Here is a 2,456-nt window from a genome sequence, read left to right as displayed (position 1 = left end):
GATTTTCCTGATGATTGAGGTGTTTAACCTCATATCAGACAGGAGTATTGTCATGCATACCAATATTACAGAACGCACAGTTTCCACTAACCCAATAACTAATCCTAAGGTCAGACCGCTTCGTCAGCGAATGGTTGAGGATATGTGTCTGCGTTCATTTGTTGAGAAGACGCGAACAGATTATCTACGTTGTGTAGAACAATTGGCGGTGTTTTTAGGATGTTCCCCAGATAATGCCAGTAATGAAGACCTGCGCCGCTATCACCTTCATATGGCCAAGAATGGTTCGTCTCCCACAAAGATCAATGCAACAATGTCAGCCTTACGGTTTTTGTTTGTCACCATGCTTGGGCGTGATGATGTTGTGAAGGTATTGCCATTTGTGCCGCAACCGAGAAAGTTACCTGTGCTTCTAAGTCCCGAAGAAGTGGCTCGGTTCTTAGAAGCCGCACCTAGTTTGAAGTATAAAGCTGCTCTTTCAATTGTCTATGGTGCTGGCCTTCGAGCATCTGAAGTTCTTTCGCTAAAACCAGCTGATATTGACAGCACTCGCATGCTCATCCGTGTGGAACAAGGCAAAGGGTGTAAAGATCGATACGTGATGTTATCTCCGCAATTACTAATATTGCTGCGCGATTATTGGAAGGCATATAAACCAAACAATGGGCTAAGTGGAGGATGTTGATATCCGTGTCATTCAAGTGCTGCTGGGTCATGCCAAGTTGGATACGACAGCACTTTATACACAAGTGGCAACACGAACCATCAGTTCAGTGATGAGCCCGCTGGATAGAATTACAGCATCTGGCCATCTGGATGAGATACCTATCTAATGGTCTGATACATCCTTGTGTCTTCCAAATTGGAAGTTGCGGATATCTTTCGTGAGCATGGTGCGCATTGGCGTAAAACGAATGCGGGTCACATAAGTCTTGGTCAGATGAAGGTCATGTCGGCTATCGAGCATTGTCGCACGGCAGAGCTTGGCGGTCATGTGGAACGCTGTGCCGATTGCTCCCATAGTATCATTGCCTATAATTCCTGCCGTAATCGTCATTGCCCCAAGTGTCAGGGTGCTACAGCACGTAAATGGCTGGAAGCACAACAATCATATTTACTGGATGTACCTTATTATCATGTGGTCTTCACATTACCTGCGGCCATCGCTGATATCGCCTACCAGAACAAAGCAGTGGTCTATGATCTGCTGTTTAAAGTCTCATCCAAGACGATGCTGACTATTGCAGAAGACAAAAAACATCTGGGTGCAAAGATTGGCATGACATCTGTACTCCACACATGGGGCAGTTCAATGAGCCATCACCCGCATATTCATATGATTGTGCCCGGAGGTGGTTTAAACGATGAAGGCCAATGGATATCATGCAGGCCTGGGTTCTTTCTATCCGTGCGTGTTCTTTCAAGGTTGTTCAGGCGATTGTTTTTGGAACAGCTTATGGTGGCGCATAAAACAGGTAAGCTCAAATTCTTTGGTAAGCATGCTAGCCTGTCAGATATCAATGCCTTTACCGATTTCCTCAAACCGCACCAAAAGTCGGATTGGGTTATCTATGCTAAACAACCCTTTGCAGGTCCAGAGGCCGTCTTGGCGTATCTATCGCGTTATACTCACAGGGTTGCCATATCCAATAGTCGATTGATTAAGATGGACAACAGCAGTGTCACGTTTAAATGGAAAGATTATCGCAGTAAAGAAGGTCCCCGCCAAAAGGTAGTGACGCTCACCGCGCATGAGTTCATCAGCCGTTTTCTTATTCATGTCCTGCCGCATCCATTGACCGGCAGGCGGTTTTACCGCCGAGAGGGGCTTTCACCGCATTCGTCATACTGGCCTGTTTGCCAGTCAGAAGCGTAAGAACAATATCGATCATATCCGGCCACAATTACGCCACCCAAACAAACCTGAGGAGAAGGTGGCACAAGATACGGCTCAGCCAGAGCAAAAGTAAAATACCTGCCCTTGTTGTGGAGGGATCATGCTCATCATTGAAACTTTTGAACGCGGGCAACAACCAAAATATTGGCCGCCGCCAAGAGGGGGAAAGAAGAACTCATGAGATACATATGATGCAACACACAAACATCATTCCAGTAAGAATTGGCTGTCAGGCGATGGCGGACGGCATAAGTCCTCTATCGCCTAAAATCAGTAATCAGACAGAACTTGCTCAAGCAATCTGTCAAATCAGCGTCACAAATGGGCAAAATATAACCAAGGCCGCTGTACAGGTAATGGATCACAGAACATCAGTGGTCGACAACGCACCAATGTCCCAGCTTAAACACTCCAATCAAAAACCTGAAATCCCCATAGATAAAACAAGCGGAAAATCCAAACCAAAATTCCCGCGATTTCCTCCATTGGACGTTTCCCGGCGCCAACGGAGAATGATTACCAGTGCTGAAAAATCACGCAAGGGCATCCGGAAACATAC

Annotated in this window: 3 protein-coding genes and 1 pseudogene; all 4 read left to right on the top strand. The window is 46.2% G+C overall.

The window, feature by feature from the left end; all coding sequences use genetic code 11:
* On the top strand, positions 1-685 hold a 685-nt coding region (locus AB2J24_RS19780), incomplete at its 5' end, for a tyrosine-type recombinase/integrase (protein ID WP_367386800.1).
* Positions 672-833, top strand: a complete 162-nt coding sequence (locus AB2J24_RS19775; protein ID WP_367386799.1) for a hypothetical protein — start codon at positions 672-674, stop codon at positions 831-833. The genes AB2J24_RS19780 and AB2J24_RS19775, both read left to right, overlap by 14 nt.
* An 11-nt stretch (positions 834-844) precedes the next feature.
* Positions 845-2,078: pseudogene (locus AB2J24_RS19770) on the top strand (IS91 family transposase).
* Positions 2,079-2,085: 7 nt separating this feature from the next.
* A partial coding sequence (locus AB2J24_RS19765; RefSeq protein WP_367386798.1) for a hypothetical protein occupies positions 2,086-2,456 on the top strand: 371 nt, incomplete at its 3' end.

The organism is Lentilitoribacter sp. EG35 (assembly GCF_040784015.1).
GTDB lineage: Bacteria > Pseudomonadota > Alphaproteobacteria > Rhizobiales > Rhizobiaceae > Lentilitoribacter.
Note: the sequence above shows the minus strand (reverse complement) of the source record. Positions and strands in the feature narration are given on the sequence as shown.